15 protein-coding genes and 1 riboswitch are annotated in these 15,472 nt (G+C 70.8%); of the genes, 9 read left to right on the top strand and 6 right to left on the bottom strand.

The window, feature by feature from the left end; all coding sequences use genetic code 11:
• Positions 1-8: 8 nt before the first annotated feature.
• Positions 9-1,583, bottom strand: coding sequence for a cytochrome ubiquinol oxidase subunit I (locus tag MWN52_RS16320; protein ID WP_130528194.1), 1,575 nt, complete (start codon positions 1,581-1,583; stop codon positions 9-11).
• Positions 1,584-1,691: 108 nt separating this feature from the next.
• Between MWN52_RS16320 and cydD the strand changes: the two genes are divergently transcribed.
• The 3 genes from cydD (at position 1,692) to MWN52_RS16335 (ending at position 5,442) form a co-directional block, all read left to right on the top strand.
• A complete protein-coding gene (gene cydD, locus MWN52_RS16325; RefSeq protein ID WP_286575539.1) occupies positions 1,692-3,377 on the top strand; it encodes a thiol reductant ABC exporter subunit CydD in 1,686 nt (561 codons plus the stop codon).
• The gene (gene cydC, locus MWN52_RS16330) at positions 3,374-5,029 is read left to right on the top strand and encodes a thiol reductant ABC exporter subunit CydC (RefSeq protein WP_286575540.1); all 1,656 of its coding nucleotides are present in this window, start codon (positions 3,374-3,376) and stop codon (positions 5,027-5,029) included. Before cydD ends, cydC begins: the two co-directional genes overlap by 4 nt.
• An 89-nt stretch (positions 5,030-5,118) precedes the next feature.
• Positions 5,119-5,442, top strand: coding sequence for a hypothetical protein (locus tag MWN52_RS16335; protein WP_130528191.1), 324 nt, complete (start codon positions 5,119-5,121; stop codon positions 5,440-5,442).
• 16 nt (positions 5,443-5,458) lie between these two features.
• Here the strand turns inward: MWN52_RS16335 and MWN52_RS16340 are convergent, their stop codons facing one another.
• A complete protein-coding gene (locus tag MWN52_RS16340) occupies positions 5,459-6,199 on the bottom strand; it encodes a Crp/Fnr family transcriptional regulator (protein WP_130528190.1) in 741 nt (246 codons plus the stop codon).
• A gap of 718 nt (positions 6,200-6,917) precedes the next feature.
• Here MWN52_RS16340 and MWN52_RS16345 point away from each other — a divergent pair.
• The 5 genes from MWN52_RS16345 (at position 6,918) to btuB (ending at position 12,616) form a co-directional block, all read left to right on the top strand.
• The gene (locus tag MWN52_RS16345) at positions 6,918-8,282 is read left to right on the top strand and encodes a DEAD/DEAH box helicase (RefSeq protein WP_130528189.1); all 1,365 of its coding nucleotides are present in this window, start codon (positions 6,918-6,920) and stop codon (positions 8,280-8,282) included.
• 84 nt (positions 8,283-8,366) lie between these two features.
• The gene (gene queD, locus MWN52_RS16350; RefSeq protein ID WP_130516495.1) at positions 8,367-8,732 is read left to right on the top strand and encodes a 6-carboxytetrahydropterin synthase QueD; all 366 of its coding nucleotides are present in this window, start codon (positions 8,367-8,369) and stop codon (positions 8,730-8,732) included.
• A 746-nt stretch (positions 8,733-9,478) separates the two neighbouring features.
• Complete coding sequence (locus MWN52_RS16355; protein WP_286575542.1) at positions 9,479-9,964, top strand: GAF domain-containing protein; 486 nt, start codon at positions 9,479-9,481, stop codon at positions 9,962-9,964.
• Positions 9,961-10,335, top strand: a complete 375-nt coding sequence (locus MWN52_RS16360) for a TfoX/Sxy family protein (protein WP_130516491.1) — start codon at positions 9,961-9,963, stop codon at positions 10,333-10,335. Before MWN52_RS16355 ends, MWN52_RS16360 begins: the two co-directional genes overlap by 4 nt.
• Positions 10,336-10,360: 25 nt before the next feature.
• Positions 10,361-10,593: riboswitch (cobalamin riboswitch) on the top strand.
• Between the two features lie 145 nt (positions 10,594-10,738).
• A complete protein-coding gene (btuB, locus tag MWN52_RS16365; protein WP_130524993.1) occupies positions 10,739-12,616 on the top strand; it encodes a TonB-dependent vitamin B12 receptor in 1,878 nt (625 codons plus the stop codon).
• 54 nt (positions 12,617-12,670) lie between these two features.
• Here the strand turns inward: btuB and MWN52_RS16370 are convergent, their stop codons facing one another.
• Genes MWN52_RS16370 through MWN52_RS16380 form a run of 3 tightly spaced genes read right to left on the bottom strand, consistent with a single transcriptional unit; the run spans position 12,671 to position 14,390 of the window.
• Positions 12,671-13,087: a DUF6691 family protein gene (locus MWN52_RS16370; RefSeq protein WP_286575545.1), complete on the bottom strand. Its 417-nt coding sequence runs from the start codon at positions 13,085-13,087 to the stop codon at positions 12,671-12,673.
• Entirely contained in the window at positions 13,084-13,509 is a 426-nt protein-coding gene (locus MWN52_RS16375; RefSeq protein ID WP_286575546.1) for a YeeE/YedE family protein, read from the bottom strand. The genes MWN52_RS16370 and MWN52_RS16375 overlap by 4 nt, the downstream gene beginning before the upstream one ends.
• Positions 13,506-14,390 (bottom strand): MBL fold metallo-hydrolase, encoded by an 885-nt coding sequence (locus MWN52_RS16380; RefSeq protein ID WP_286575547.1) that lies wholly within the window; start codon positions 14,388-14,390, stop codon positions 13,506-13,508. Before MWN52_RS16380 ends, MWN52_RS16375 begins: the two co-directional genes overlap by 4 nt.
• A 70-nt stretch (positions 14,391-14,460) precedes the next feature.
• On the opposite strand from MWN52_RS16380, the gene MWN52_RS16385 reads away from it, so the two are divergent.
• Positions 14,461-14,817 (top strand): ArsR/SmtB family transcription factor, encoded by a 357-nt coding sequence (locus MWN52_RS16385; protein ID WP_286575548.1) that lies wholly within the window; start codon positions 14,461-14,463, stop codon positions 14,815-14,817.
• Positions 14,818-14,821: 4 nt separating this feature from the next.
• Here MWN52_RS16385 and gph read toward each other — a convergent pair whose 3' ends face one another.
• Complete coding sequence (gph, locus tag MWN52_RS16390; protein ID WP_131659652.1) at positions 14,822-15,472, bottom strand: phosphoglycolate phosphatase; 651 nt, start codon at positions 15,470-15,472, stop codon at positions 14,822-14,824.

Below are 15,472 nucleotides of genomic sequence, written 5' to 3' on the forward strand. Positions count from 1 at the left end.
GGTGGCCTTCAGGCGTTGACGGCGGCGAGCGGGGTGCCGGTGGTGTCGGGCTGACGCCCACCGGAGACTTCGGTGGGGCCCTTGAGGATGGTCTTGCGCAGCAGGTAGATCTCGATCACCGCCAGCGTGGTGTAGAGGCCGACGAACACGCCCAGGCTGATCAGGATCTGGTGCAGCTTCAGACCCGAGGCGGCGAAGAAGGTCGGCAGCACGCCGTCGATGATCCAGGGCTGGCGACCGTATTCGGCCACGATCCAGCCGGACTCGATCGCCACCCACGGCAGCAGCAGCGTCCAGAACGCGAGCTTCAGGAACCAGCGCTTCTCATGCAGCGTGTGCTTGCTGGCGTACCAGAACGCCAGGGCGAAGAAGCCGATGAAGTAGAAGCCTAGCCCGGCCATCGCGCGGAACAGCCAGAACAGCGGCGCCACGCGCGGCACGGTGTCGAAGGCGGCCTGATCGATCTGCGCGTCGGTGGCGTTGGCGATGTCGTCGCGATAGCGCTTGAGCAGCAGGCCGTGACCCAGGTCGCCCCAGTGCGCATCGAAGGTGGCGCGCGCGGCGGCGTCGTTCCTGTCCGCGCGCAGGGCCTGCAGGGCCGCATAGGCCTGCTGGCCGCTGCGGATGCGCTCCTTGGCCCGTTCGACCAGCGGCAGGATGCCGGGCATCTGCGTATTGAACGAGCGCGTGCCGATCAGGCCCATCACCCAGGGGATGTGGATCTGCGCGCTGTTGCTGTGCGTGTCCTGGTCGGGGAGCGCGAAGACATTGAAGCCGGCCGGCGCGGGCTCGGTTTCCCACATGGCCTCGATCGCGGCCAGCTTCATCTTCTGGTTCTCACCGGCGATGTAGCCGCTCTCATCGCCCAGCACCACCACGCTCAAAGACGCGGCCAGGCCGAAGCTGGCGGCCACGGCCATCGAGCGCTTGGCGAACTCCAGGTGACGCCCGCGCAGCAGGTACCAGGCGCTGATCGCCATCACGAACACCGCCCCGCACACGTAGCCGGCGCTGACGGTGTGCACGAACTTGGCCTGCGCCACGGGGTTGAACAGCACCGCGGCGAAGTCGGTGACCTCCATGCGCATGGTCTCCGGATTGAACTTCGCCCCGACGGGGTACTGCATCCAGCCGTTGGCGATCAGGATCCACAGCGCCGAGAGGTTCGAGCCCAGCGCCACCAGCCAGGTGACCACCAGGTGCTGGACCTTGGACAGCTTGTCCCAGCCGAAGAAGAACAGGCCGATGAAGGTCGCCTCCAGGAAGAAGGCCATCAGCCCCTCGATGGCCAGCGGCGCGCCGAAGATGTCGCCGACGTACTGGCTGTAGTAGGACCAGTTGGTGCCGAACTGGAACTCCATGACGATGCCGGTCGCCACGCCCATGGCGAAGTTGATGCCGAACAGCGTGCCCCAGAACAGGGTCATGCGCCGCCACACATCGCGCCCGGTCATCACATAGACGCTTTCCATGATGGCGATGAGGAAGGACAGCCCCAGCGTCAATGGGACGAACAGGAAGTGGTACAGCGCAGTCAGGGCGAACTGCAGCCTGCTGAGTTCAACGACGGTCATGTCGGGCATGGCACGAGCAGCTGTTTGGGAGATTGCCGACAGCTTGCGCGCCTGGCCCGGATTCAACCTTGATCTGGATCAACGCCCTTCCAGGAGGCGTGGCGCAGAATGGACGCCATGTTGGTCGCGCCCACCGCAGACGCCCCCCTGACCCTCGAGACCGTGGTCGCACCGGTCCGCGGCCGCCTGCGCCTGGCCGGCCTGGCCACTTCGGCCAGCGGGGTGCTGCTGATCGCGCAGGCCGGCCTGATCGCGCTGCTGGCCCAGCACGTCCTGGCCGAACACCGGCCCATGCAGACGCTGTGGTGGCCGCTGGCCGCGCTGTTGGGCGTGGGCCTGGCGCGCGCCGGGCTGGCCTGGGCGGCCCGGACGCTGGCCGACGATGCGGTGCAGGCGCTGCGCCACGGCCTGCGCCTGGGCGTGTTCGCGCGGATGCAGGCGCGCGGCCCGTTGTGGCTGCGACGCCAGCGCAGCGGCGCGCTGAGCGAGCTGACCGGCACGCACATCGATGCGCTGGACGGCTATGTCGGCGGCTTCCTGCTGGCGCGCATGGAAATGGTCTGGGTGCCGCTGGCGCTGCTGGCCGCGGTGTTCTGCGTGGACCGCGTGGTCGGCACGGTGCTGCTGCTCACCCTGCCGCTGATCCCGGTGTTCATGGCGCTGGTGGGCTGGGGTGCGCAGGCCGCCAGCGACCGCCAGCTGCAGGCCATGGCGCGCATGGGCGCGCATTTCGCCGACCGCCTGCGCGGGCTGGGGCTGATCCGCCTGTACGGCCAGGCCTCCGCCGCGCTGGCCGGCATCGCGCAGGCCGCGCAGGGCGTGCGCGAGGGCAGCCTGAAGGTGCTGCGCATCGCTTTCCTGTCCTCGGCGGTGCTGGAGTTCTTCGCCTCGATGGGCGTGGCGATGGTGGCCCTGTACCTGGGCCTGACCTATCTGGGCATGCTCGAGCTGCGCAGCGCGCCGCTGGACCTGGCCGCCGGCCTGTTCTGCCTGCTGCTGGCGCCGGAGGTCTACGCCCCGCTGCGCCGGCTGGCCGCCCACTACCACGACCGCGCCGGCGCGCTGGCCGCGCTGGACGGCATCAACCGCGCGCTGGCCGTGGACGACACGGCACCCGCCCCGCCGCCGCATGCCGACGCCAGGCCCGTGCCCGCCCTCGCCCCGGCGCTGCTGCGCGTGCGCGACCTGCGCCTGCGCCATGCCGGTGCCGCGCGCGCCGCGGTGCAGGGCCTGTCCTTCGACCTGGCCCCGGGCCAGCACCTGGCCCTGGCCGGCCCCAGCGGCTGCGGCAAGAGCACCCTGCTCGAGGCGCTGGCCGGCTGGCTGCCGCCGGAGGCGGGCCTGATCCAGCACGCCCCCGGCCTGCGCATCGGCTACGCGCCGCAGCGCCCGCATCTGTTCGCCGGGACGATCGCCGACAACCTGCGCATCGCCGCGCCGCAGGCCAGCCCCGCGCAGCTGCAGGCCGCCGCCGAGGCCGCGCAGGTGCTGCACTTCGCCCGCGCGCTGCCCGATGGCCTGGACACGCGCATCGGCGAAGGCGGCTTCGGCCTGTCCGGCGGCCAGGCCCGGCGCGTGGCGCTGGCCCGTGCCCTGCTGCAGGACCCGCAACTGTTGCTGCTCGACGAGCCCACCGCCTTCCTCGACGCCGACACCGAGACCGCGCTGCTCGAGGCCCTGCTGCGCTTCGGCCAGGGCCGCGCCCTGCTGGTGGCCACGCACAGCGCGGCCGTGATCGAACGCCTGGGCCAGGTGCTGTGGCTGGGCAATGACCGCACGCCGAGCGTACGGAGGGCGGCATGAACGCCTTGCTGGCCCGGCACCGCCGCGGCGTCGCGCTGACCCTGGCCCTGATGACGCTCACCGCGCTGGCCGGCACCGCGCTGCTCGGCCTGGCCGGGCACTTCCTCACCGCCGCCTCGCTGGCCGGCGTGGGGGCGCTGGGGTTCAACCTGTTCGGGCCGTCGGCCGGCATCCGCGGCCTGACCTTCATCCGCATCCTGTCGCGCTACTTCGAGAAGTTGATCGGCCACGACGTGACCCTGCGCATCGGCGCGGATCTGCGCACCGGCTTCTTCCGCCGCGCCCTGCCGCTGGCGCCGCTGCAGCTGGGCCACCTGCGCACCGGCGAACTGCTGGGCCAGCTGGTCGGCGACATCGAACGTGTCGAAGGCGGCCTGGTGCGCGCGCTCGGTCCGCTGGTCGCGCTGGGCACACTGATGGTGCTGGCCTGCGTGGTCATGGCCTGCGTGCTGCCGCTGGCCGGGCTGGTCCTGCTGCTGGCGTGCCTGCTGCTGGGCCTCGGCCTGCCCTGGCTGACCGCGCGCGGCGCACAGGCGCAGGAACAGGCCCGCGCGCAGGCCCGCGCCGCGTTGCGCGCCGAGGTGCTGGACGGCCTGGACGGCGCGACCGACCTGGCCGCCCTGCACGCCAGCGCCACCTGGGCCGCACGCATCGACGCGCGCAGCACGCACTTCGAACGGTTCGAACGCCAGCGCAAGCGCGTGCTCGCGCTGGGCACCCTGGGCCATGGCGCGATCAGCGCGGTGACCCTGGTGCTGGTGCTGGGCCTGCTGCTACAGGCGGTCGGCACCGGCACGCTGGGCTCGCCGGCGGCCGCCGGCCTGTTCTTCATGACCGTGGCCCTGCTGGAAGCCAGCGCGGGCGCCGCCCTGGCCTGGCGCGAACGCCACGCCGCCGCCACCGCCGCGCAGCGGCTGGAGGCCACCCTCGCCCCCGCCCCGCAGGTGGCCGATCCCGAAGCGCCGCAGGCCGTGCCCGCCACCGGCGTGCTGGCGCTGGACCAGGTCGCCTTCCGCTGGCCCGGCGCCGCCGCGCCTGTGTTGCGGCAGGTGCAGCTGCGCATCGCGCCGGGCACGCGCGTGGCCATCGGCGGCGACAGCGGCGCGGGCAAGAGCTCGCTGCTGGCGCTGCTGCTGCGGCTGGTCGATCCCACCGAAGGTACGTTGCGCTACGGCGGCCAGGAACTGCGCGGCTTCGCCCTGGCCGACTGGCATCGCCACATCGCCTGGCTGCCGCAGGAGGCGCCGGTCTTCGCCGGCAGCGTGCGCGAGAACCTGCAGCTGGGCGCGCCGGAAGCCGACGAGGCGCGCCTGTGGCAGGCGCTGGCGCAGGTGCGCCTGGACGATCTGGTGCGCGCGCTGCCCGGCCAGCTCGACGGCTGGGTCGGCGAACACGGCCGCACCCTGTCGGCCGGCCAGGCCCGGCGCCTGGCCCTGGCACGCGCGCTGCTGCGCGATGCCCCGATCCTGCTGCTGGACGAACCCACCGAAGGCCTGGACGTGGACACCGCCCAGGCCCTGCTCGCCGACCTGGCCCAGGCCAGCGCCGGCCGCACCGTCATCGTGATCACCCACGACGCCTTGCCGGCAGGCTGGGCCGACGCGCACTGGCAGCTGATCGACGGCCGGCTCGCGCCCCGCGCGCAGCCATGAGCGAAACGCACGCCCGCGTTTAAGTCCGGGCAACGGCCGATGCGCGCAGCTGCGCTAGAGTCGACGTTCGTACCCCCACACGTTCGGCCATGTACGACCCCGCACGCAGCAAGCTCGACGAGAAGATCTGCGCGCTGATCTGCCCGATCTCGGCGGCCATGGTCGGCGTGTGCCTGACCGGGGTCGGCCTGCTGCACGTGGCGGCGGCGGTGAATCAGAAGGCGACCCTGGCCGACGACCTGCTGGCCTGGGACGCGGTGATCTTCCTGATCGCCACGCTGGTGTCCTACTTCGGGCTGCGCACCGGTACGCGCAACCACCGGCTCGAACAGGTGGCCGACGTGGCCTTCATCGTGGCGATGGTGGTACTCACCGGCGGCGGCCTGTACATCACCTACAGCATCAGTCCCTAGGGACCGCGCGGACGCCTCAGGCGGCGGCCGCCAACGCCTCGAGTCTGTCGCGGTCGAGCAGGCGCACGGTGTGCGGCTCGGGCGTGGCGATCAGCGCGTCGGTGCGCAGGCGGGTGAAGCAGCGGCTAACCGTCTCGATGGTCAGGCCCAGGTAGTCGGCGATGTCGGTGCGCGTCATCGGCAGTTCGACCACGGCATCGTCCAGGCCCTGGCGCGCGCGGCGCGCGGCCATGTCCACCAGGAAGCCGGCCAGGCGCTCGGGCGGGGTCATCCGCGCCAGCGCCATCAGCTTGTCGCGCGTGGCGTCCAGCTCGATGCAGGCGCGCTCCATCAGCTCGTGCTCCAGGCCCGGATAGGTCTGGCACAGCTGGCGCATGCCGGGCTGGGAGACCGCGCACAGGCTGGCGTCGGTGATCGCCTCGATGGTGTGCCGGTAATGGCTGGCGCCGGAGAAGCCGATGTAGTCGCCCTGCATCAGGAACCCGGCCACCAGCCGGCGGCCGTCGGCCAGCGTGCGGGTGCGGCGCAGGGCGCCGCTCTGCACGGTGAAGACGTAGCGCCGCGGCTCGCCTTCGCGCGCCAGCAACTCGCCGGCGCGCAGATGGGTGTCGCCGGTCATCGCCTCCAGCGCCTTGGCCTGATCGGGCGGCAGCGCGGTGCACACGGCGAGATGGCGCACCAGGCAGACGCGGCAGCCGTGGCCCTCCACGCTGGTCTGGTTGGGGTCGGTGGGATTGCGTTGGATGCGCAGGCTCATGGTCGGATCGGCCGCTCTGCCTTAACTGAGGCTGCATGATACGCCCCTGGTGTTGGGGGGTCGGATGGTCCGTGGGAAAGCCACATCGCCGCCATGGCGCCCCCCCCCCCCTGTAGAGCGGAGCTTGCTCCGCTGGGGCCTTCCCATGATCCGGCCCTTGTAGAGCGGAGCTTGCTCCGCTGGGGCCTTCCCATGATCCGGCCTTTGTAGAGCGGAGCTTGCTCCGCTGGGGCTTTCCTATGATCCGGCCTTTGTAGAGCGGAGCTTGCTCCGCTGGGGCTTTCCCATGATCCGGACGAAAAGCAGCGGAGCAAGCTCCGCTCTACAAAGGCCGTGACGTGATCGGAGGTGGCAGTGGCGCTCGTCAGAAGCGCCGCGGGGCGGGGCGGGGGTGAGGCGGGGCCACGGGCGGGCCTGGAATCTGCTACCATCGACGCGCTTCGCTAGCGGCAGTCGTGTTTCCCTTGACGGGACCAGCGGCGCGGCCCGGGCCCTACGCCCGCCTCGCCCCCCTTCCTTCCGACGCCTTTTCGCTTCGCAAAGACGGTTCGCGCCAGTGTCGGCACGGGCCGCCCATCCAGTTACTCGCAGCGCGGTTCGGGAACGCTTCGGGCAACACACGCTTCTCCTCGCGTTGGCTTGCGTGGCCGGCGGCGCTTTCGCGTCGCACGGATCAGGCAGGGGCCGCGCGGCGTGGGCGTCCATCCGGAGTTTTCTCATGTCGTTTGAATCCCTGGGGCTTGCCCCGTTCCTGCTGCGCGCGCTGACCGAGCAGGGTTATGAACATCCCACCCCGATCCAGGAGCAGGCGATCCCGCCGGCGCTGGAAGGCCGCGACCTGCTGGCCGGCGCGCAGACCGGCACCGGCAAGACCGCCGCCTTCGGTCTGCCGCTGCTGCAGCACCTGGGTACGTCCTCGCAGGAGGTCACCCGTGGCCCGCGCCGGCCGCGCGCGCTGGTGCTGACCCCGACCCGCGAGCTGGCCACGCAGGTCTTCGAGAGCCTGCGCGACTACAGCAAGTACCTGCGCATCCCGGCCGCGACCATCTACGGCGGCGTGGGCATGGGCCCGCAGCTGGACGCGCTGCGTCGTGGCGTGGACCTGGTCATCGCCTGCCCGGGCCGCCTGCTGGACCACATCGAGCGCCGCAGCGTGGACCTGTCGGGCATCGAGATCCTGGTGCTGGACGAGGCCGACCGCATGCTCGACATGGGCTTTCTGCCCTCGATCAAGCGCATCCTGGCCAAGCTGCCCAAGCAGGACCGGCAGACGCTGCTGTTCTCGGCCACCTTCGCCGAGCCGATCAAGGCGCTGGCGCGCGAGTTCATGGTCGACCCGCTGGAAATCCAGGTCACACCGAAGAACACCGTGGCCGACACCATCGCCCACCGCGTGCACCCGGTGGACAGCGCGCGCAAGCGCGAGCTGCTGCTGCACCTGCTGGCGGCCGACACGCGCGTGCAGACGCTGGTGTTCGCCAAGACCAAGCACGGCAGCGACAAGCTGGCCACCTTCCTGGAGAAGTCCGGCATCCAGACCGCGGCGATCCACGGCAACAAGAGCCAGGCCCAGCGCCTGCGCGCGCTGCGCGATTTCAAGGCCGGCAAGATCAACGTGCTGGTGGCCACCGATATCGCCGCGCGCGGCATCGATATCGACCAGCTGCCCAAGGTGATCAACTTCGACCTGCCGATGGTGGCCGAGGACTACGTGCACCGCATCGGCCGCACCGGCCGCAACGGCTCCACCGGCGAGGCGGTGTCGCTGGTCGCGCAGGAAGACGCCAAGCTGCTGCGCCAGATCGTGCGCCTGCTGGGCCGCGACGTGGAGATCCGCGATGTGGAGGGCTTCGTGCCGCAGCATCCGATCCGCTGGGGCAACAGCGCGCCGGGCAAGGCCGAGCAGCCGTCGGGCACCCGTCCGCCGCGCCGCCACGGCCGCCGCCCGCACGGCGACGCCCCGCGCCAGGCGCAGGCCCACGCCCACGCCGGCCCGAAGAAGCACGGCAGCGGCAGCGCGCCCAACAACGGCGGCCGCCGCGACGGCGGTCGGCGCCAGAGCGCGCCGCGCGCCGCGCACTAAGCTGCCATCGGGGACGCGCCGCAGGCCGGCGCGTCTCCTTTCCTTCACCGCCGACGCCTACGCGCCGGCCCCGGACTGCCCGCCATGGACATCTTCAAGGTCTTCACTTTCGAGGCCGCGCACCGGCTGCCGAACGTGCCCGAGGGGCACAAGTGCGCCCGCCTGCACGGCCATTCCTTCCGCGTCGAACTGCATCTGACCGGCCCCCTGGATCCGCACACCGGCTGGGTGATGGACTTCGCCGACGTCAAGGCGGCTTTCAAGCCGCTCTACGAACGGCTCGACCACCACTACCTCAACGACATCGAGGGCCTGGACAACCCGACCAGCGAGCGCATCGCCGAGTGGATCTGGGACCACCTCAAGCCGGCCCTGCCGATGCTGAGCCAGGTTGTGGTCCACGAGACCTGCACGGCCGGCAGTCGCTATCGCGGACCGCGCGCGGACTGACGCCAGGGCGCGTCATCGACCCGCGGCCGACCGTTCGTCGGTCGTACGCACAAGGGATGTTGCATCGCACCAAGTCCGGCGTTATGCTGCGTCGCAACAGCAGTTCTCGCGCCGGCGCACCGCGCCACGCAACCCCCATTTGTGTGGGTCCCTCCCCCCGCACAAATCCAGGCCCGACAGGTCCCTCCCCCTGTCGGGCCTTTTTTTTGTCTCCGCCACCAGGGTGCAGGGCCGGGGAACACGCTTCGCCGACCGCCCTTCGCTCTGCCCGTGCTCGGTGTGAGCCCTGTAGAGCGGAGCTCGCTCCGCTGGGGCCCTCCCCATGAACCGAACGAAGCGCAGCGAAGCAAGCTCCGCTCTACAGATTGAGGAGACAGTCGCTCCCACGGAGATGGGAGTCCGATCGCGCGCCGTCACGGGCCCGAACGGTCGAGGCTCCCCAGTGAACCAAGCAGGACCTCTTTCGACCAAAGCCGATCATCTCGACGCGCGCGGCAGCGGGCCGGCGGGCGGGGGTCGCGACGAGCGAGGCAGGAAGCCGAGCGCCTTAAGGCAGGGCATGACGCCCCGACTGAGGGAAAAGCGGACACCGCCCGCCGGACCGCTGCCCAACCGAAGCCAGAACGCGCACGCCCCCGCGACCCTCGATCGCAAGAACCAGCTTCCCGCGCCGCGCGCACCGGGGACATAGCGTTTCCTGCAACAACATGGCCGGTCTGCGCGCCATGCGTCGTAGAATCCACGACATGTCATTCGCGACCCAGACCCTCTCCGGGACCAAGCCCGAGCAATACGCGCAGCTGCTGGAGCAGGCGCGCGGCCTGATGTACGGGGAAACCGACCGCATCGCCAACGCCGCCAACCTCGCCGCGCTGCTCTACCACGCACTGCCCGGCTTCAACTGGGCCGGCTTCTATTTCTTCGATGGCACCGAGCTGGTGGTCGGGCCGTTCCAGGGCCTGCCGGCGTGCGTGCGCATCGCCCTGGACAAGGGTGTGTGTGGCGCGGCGGCCAGCACCCGCCAGACCCAGCGCGTCCACGACGTGGAAGCCTTCCCCGGCCATATCGCCTGCGACGCGGCCTCGCGCTCGGAGCTGGTGGTGCCGCTGGTGAAGGACGGCGCCCTGATCGGCGTGCTGGACATCGACAGCCCCCAGCTGGGCCGCTTCGACGAAGACGACCAGCGCGGCCTGGAAGCCATCGCCGCGGCCTTCGTGGACGCCCTGGCGTGAGCACCACGCAGCTGCGCAACATCGGCCCCAAGTCCGCTGCGTGGCTGCGTCAGGTCGGCCTGCGCACCGAAGAGGACCTGCGCGCGGCCGGTCCCGTGGAAGCCTTTATGCGCATCAAGCGCGCCGGCTTCCGCCCCAGCCTCAACCTGCTCTATGCCCTGGAAGGCGCCCTGCTGGGCTGCCACTGGCAGGACGTGCCCGACGCCCGCCGCCAGCAGATGGTCGCCGAGGTCGAGGTCGCCGCCGCCGCATTGCCCGCCCCGCGCGGCCGCCCCGCCGCCGCACCGGTGACCACCACCCGCCACGACGAGGAAGGCGGCGCCGCGCCGGCGTTCGATTTCTTCGACAGCCCCGGCCGCGACAGCGACTGAGCGCCGCGCCAGGCGCTGGATCGCGTACAATCCGCGCCGCTTTCAGGTGACCTGCCGCGCATCCACCGCGTCCAGGTTGAAACGGGAAGCCGGTGAGCCCCGCCACGGGACGAATCCGGCGCTGCCCCCGCAACGGTAAGCGAGCCATGCCAACGCATCGGCCACTGCGTGCCTTCAGCGCACGCGGGAAGGCGCGACGGCGGAAGGAGTGCCTTCCAGCTCGCAAGCCCGGAGACCGGCCTGAGCAGCACGGGTTCGTACCGAACCCACCACCGGTTGCGATGCGGAGGGCGTCGCGCGTGCCGCGCCCACGCCTTGCCGTGCGCGCTGTCCGCCTGTGTTGCCTTCCGTCGCCGCGACTTTCCTGCCTTGCACGTGCGAGGCGCGCGACGGAGTTCCCCACATGAAGACCACCCTGCTCTGCCTGGCCATCGGCCTGAGCCTTTCCGCCACCGCCCTGGCGCGGCCCGCCGACGACGCGACCGATCTGGACCAGATCAGCGTCACCGCCACGCGCACCGAAGTCGCCGTCCAGGACAGCCTGGTCCCCGTGCAGGTCATCTCGCGCGAGGAGATCGAGCGCAGCCAGGCGACCTCGCTGCCCGAGCTGCTGGCTGGCCGCGCCGGCATCAACATCGCCAACCAGGGCGGGCCGGGCAAGCTGACCAGCGTGTTCCTGCGCGGCAGCGAATCGGATCACGTGCTGGTGCTGGTGGACGGCGTGCGCATCGGCTCGGTTACCGCAGGGCTGGCCGCGTTCCAGGACCTGCCGGTGTCGCAGATCGAGCGCATCGAGATCGTGCGCGGCCCGCGCTCGAGCCTGTACGGCTCCGAAGCCATCGGCGGGGTCATCCAGATCTTCACCCGCAGCGGCGGCAAGGGCCTGACCACCTACGCCCAGGCCGGCTTCGGCAGCCATGGCCTGCGCGACCACAGCGCCGGCTTCAGCTATCGCGGCGAACGCGGCTGGCTGTCGGCCAACGGCGGCTACCAGGACACCGATGGCATCAACGCCTGCCGCGGTACCGCCGGCGATGCGGCCCATCCCTTCGGCGCCGGCTGCTACGCCGACGAGCCGGACCGCGACGGCTACCGCAACACCTCCTTCGGCCTGCGCGCCGGGATCGACGTCACCGACACGCTGGCGCTGGAGGGCAACTTCCTCAACGCCGACAGCTACAACGAATACGACGGCACCCTGTTCGGCGGCAATGAGGCCAAGAGCCTGCAGCGCGTGGCCGGCGGCAAGCTGCGCTGGAACCCGAACGAGGCGTTCCAGCTGACCGTGCAGGCCGGCCGCAATGACGATGAGGCCGACAACTACTTCGCCGATGCCGATACCGGCACGCGCAGCTTCGTCAGCACCTTCGACACCCGCCGCGACACCGCCTCGGCGCAGGGCGACTACCGCTTCGCCGAAGGCCAGACCTTCACCCTGGGCGTGGACTGGCTGAACGACCGCGTCACCAGCACCACGCCCTACGACATCGACGCGCGCGACAACACCGGCGTGTTCGCCGAGTACCAGGGCAGCTTCGGCGCGCACGCGCTGCAGGCCTCGGTGCGCAACGACGACAACGAACAGTTCGGCTCGCACACCACCGGCAGCCTGGGCTATGGCTTCGGCTTCGGCAACGGCTTCAAGTTCACCGCCAACGCGGGCACCGGCTTCAAGGCGCCCAACTTCAACGACCTGTACTACCCGGGCTTCAGCAATCCGAACCTCAAGCCGGAGAAGAGCAAGTCGCTCAACCTTGGCCTGGCGCAGTACGGCCAGGGCTGGAACTGGACCTTCAACGCCTACGAGACCCGCATCGAGGACCTGATCGGCTACGACACGGCCTTCAACATCGTCAATGTGGACAAGGCCAGGATCCGCGGCGCCGAGCTGACCGGCTTCGTCACCCTGGCCGGGCTGGACATCAACGCCCAGCTCAGCCACGCCGATGCGCGCGACGACGGCGACGGCGCCAACCACGACAAGTGGCTGGCGCGCCGCGCACGCGACACCGCGCGCCTGGACCTGGACTATGCGATCGGCGACTTCCGCCTGGGCCTGACCGGCAACGCCGCCGGCAAGCGCTACGACAACGCGGCCAACACCGAGCGCCTGGCCGGCTACGGCACGATGGACGTGCGCCTGGAATACGCCCTGTCGCGCGACTGGACCCTGCTGGCCAAGGCCGCCAACGTGTTCGACAAGGACTACGAGACCGTCCAGTGGTACAACCAGCCCGGCCGCGAGTACACCGTCAGCGTGCGCTGGCAGGCCAAGCAGTAAGCCTTCGCCCAAGAAGGTTTGCAGAGAAAAGCCGGCGCGTTGCGCCGGCTTTTTTTATGCCCCCGCCAGCAGCCGGTGCAGCGCCATGCCCGCCAGCATGGCCGGCACGAACCACAGCGCCTCGCCGATGCCGGCGCCGAGGCCGACCAGCGCGGGGCCGGGGCAGTAGCCGGCCAGGCCCCAGCCGGCGCCGAACAGCGCGGCGCCCAGCAACAGCGGACGATCGATCGCGCGTGCGGCCGGCAGCGAGAACGACGGCGCGCACACCGGTGCCTGACGTCGCCGGATCAGCGGAAACAGCGCGCCGCTGGTCAACACCGCGCCGCCCAGGACGAACAGCAGACGCGGATCCCAGCGCCCGGCGACATCGAGGAAGCCCAGCACGCGCTGCGGATCGGTCATGCCCGAGACCACCAGGCCGACGCCGAACAGCGCGCCACAGGCCGCCGCGGCCCAGACCTGCCGATTCATGGACCACTCCCTACATGCCGCACCAGGAAGGTCACCGCCATCGCCACCGCCATGAACATCGCAACGGCGGCCAGCGAGCGACGCGAATGCAGCGCCAGCCCGCAGACGCCGTGACCACTGGTGCACCCATTGCCCATGCGTGTGCCGACCCCGACCAGCAGGCCGGCCACGACGAGCAGCCACGGCGGAAAGCCGGCGCGCGTGGGCTGTGCGGATGGCAGCGCGTGCAGCGCCAGACTCCCCACGCAGATCAGCCCCGCCAGGAAGGCCAGCCGCCAGGCCAGGCCCTCGCTGGGCGCCAGCAGCGCGCGCCCGGCGATGCCGCTGACGCCGGCGATGCGCCCGGTCAGCCACAGCAGCGCGCTGGCCGACATGCCGATCAGCACGCCGCCGGCCAGTGCGCCGCTCCACTCCAGGCTCATTGCACGCCCAGCCGATTGAGCGGCAGGCGCAGATAGGCCACCCCGTCCGCCTCGGCAGGCGGCAGACGACCGCCGCGGATGTTCACCTGCAGGGCCGGCAGCAGCAGGCGCGGCACCGGCAGGACCGCATCGCGCGCGCGGCGGCGGGCGACGAAGTCGGCCTCGCTCGCGCCCTGGCCGACATGCAGGTTGTGCGCGCGCTGCTCGGCGACAGTGACCTCGACCTTCGGCGCGGCGCCCTGCGCCGGATAGTCGTGGCACAGGAACAGACGCGTGTCCTCCGGCAACGCCAGCAGGCGCTGGATCGAGACGTACAGCTGCGCCGCATCGCCGCCGGGGAAATCGGTGCGCGCCGTGCCCGAGGCCGGCGCGAACAGCGTGTCGCCGATGAAGGCCGCATCGCCGATCACATAGCTCAGGCTGTCCTCCGTGTGGCCCGGCGTGGCGAGCACGCGCACGGTCAGCGCGCCCACCTGCAGCACGTCGCCGTCGTCGAGCAGACGGTCGAACTGGCGTCCATCGGCCACGAACTCATCGCCCAGGCCGAACAGCGCCTTGAAGCGCGCCTGTATACCGACGATGCCGCGACCGATGGCGATCCCCGCGCCGAGCGCATCGCGCAGATAGCCGGCCGCGCTGAGATGGTCGGCGTGGGCGTGGGTCTCCAGGATCCACAGCACGTCCAGCCCCTGTTCGCGCACCCAGGCCAGCAGCGCGTCGGCCGAGGCGGTGGAGGTGCGCGCGGCGTTGGCGTCGTAATCCAGCAGCGGATCGATCACCACCGCCGCCGGACTGTGCGGATCGCGCACGACATAGGTGAGCGTACCGGTGGCCGGATCGTGGAAGGGTTGGACCTGCGGCGAGGAAGATGCCGGTGACATCCGAAACTCCCGTTGCGTCATATTTTAGATTTATCTAAATTAGACGCATCGAAAACGAAAGGTCAAGCCCATGCCCGCCCGCCTGCCCTCGCCTGCGCTGGACGCCGACGCGATGGCCAGCCACGCCCAGTCCGCGAGCGCGCTGCTGAAGGCGCTGGCGCATCCGGCGCGGCTGCGCGTGCTGTGCCGGCTGGTGGAGGGCGAGGCTTCGGTGGGCGAACTGCAGGCCAAGAGCGCCCTGTCGATGTCGGCGCTGAGCCAGCACCTGGCAGTGCTGCGCCAGGCCGAGCTGGTGGACACCCGACGCGAGGCCCAGACCATCTTCTACCGCCTGCTCGACAGCCCGGCGCTGGGCGTGATGCAGGCGCTGCATGCGGCCTATTGCGTGCCTGTCGGGAAAAAAACGCAGCGCCCGCGCCGGCGCTGAACCCTCAGCGCAGCGCGAGCAGTTCGGGGAAGGTGTCGAGCACCGCGACCGCGCCGGCGGCGTCGAGGTCGTACTGCTTGCGATAACCGTAGCGCAGCAGCACCAGCGGCACGCCCGCGTTGTGCGCGGCCAGCGCATCGCTTTCCGAATCGCCCACCATCAGGCTCTTGCCGGGCTCCACGCCGAACTGCGTGGCCAAGTGCCATAGCGGCTCGGGCGCCGGCTTGCGCTGGGGCAGCGTGTCGCCGCCGACGATACCGTCGAACAGGCCTAGCACGCCGCGCGCCTCCAGCAGCGGGCGCACGAACTGCTCGGGCTTGTTGGTGCACACCGCCAGCCGCACGCCCTGCCCGTGCAGCGCCGCCAGCGTGTCGGCCACGCCCGGATACAGCTGGCCATCCAGCGCGGTATCGCCGTAGTGCTTGAGGAAGCCGGGCATCACCGCGTCGATGTCGGCATCGCTGCCGGCCGCGCGCATGGCGTAGGTGATCAGCTGGCGCGAGCCCTCGCCGATCCAGTTGGTGATCTGCGCCAGGTCGAAGGTCCGCAGCTTCCAGTCGGTCAGCGTGCGGTTGACCGCCTCGGCGATGTCCGGCGCGCTGTCCACCAGCGTGCCGTCCAGGTCGAAAATCACCAGCGGGTAGGGGAAGGACAC

Origin of the sequence: Pseudoxanthomonas winnipegensis (assembly GCF_030322905.1) — a bacterium.
In the GTDB taxonomy this organism is placed as follows: Bacteria; Pseudomonadota; Gammaproteobacteria; order Xanthomonadales; family Xanthomonadaceae; genus Pseudoxanthomonas_A; species Pseudoxanthomonas_A winnipegensis.